The organism is Sphingomonas sp. CFBP 13706, from assembly GCF_014842355.1.
Classification (GTDB): domain Bacteria; phylum Pseudomonadota; class Alphaproteobacteria; order Sphingomonadales; family Sphingomonadaceae; genus Sphingomonas; species Sphingomonas aerolata.
Map to the genome: position 1 here is coordinate 1 of NZ_JACYVM010000078.1, position 479 is coordinate 479.

Sequence of the window (479 nt, forward strand, 5' to 3'; positions counted from 1 at the left end):
CGCCACCAGCCCCCTGCTCGCGGCCACCACGCCCATATACCGCTCGCCAGCAGCACCAGCATGACGATCCCGGCAATCCCCATCGCGATCCCGCCGGGCTCCTCTAGCAACAGGCGGTAGTGGAGATCGTAGATCCAGGTGACCAGCGTATCACCCCAGAAGCCGGTGCGGATCGTCGTCAAACGCACCGGATCGACCCAGGCAAGCAGCGGCGCAAAGGCGCGTCCGGTCGTCTCCTTCGGTGTGTAGTACCGGACGGGGATCGCGCCGCCCTCCCCCGACACCTCGATCCGCCACGCGCCGGTGCGCGCCGGATGCTCGCGGTGGAGCGTATCGACCACCGCCTGCCACGACGCAGGGCGTGCTTCCGAGGGCACCGCGCGCAGTACTGGGCTGAGCACAGCGTCGATTTCTGGGTAGAACACCAGCAGGCTGCCGGTCAGCCCGGCAAACGCGAACAGTACGCCGATCGTCAGCCC

General features: G+C 68.1%; 1 protein-coding gene. It reads right to left on the bottom strand.

The window, feature by feature from the left end; translation table 11 throughout:
• Nucleotides 1–479 (bottom strand): PepSY-associated TM helix domain-containing protein (locus IFS44_RS21735; protein WP_192100235.1); only part of this gene is annotated, 479 nt, incomplete at both ends.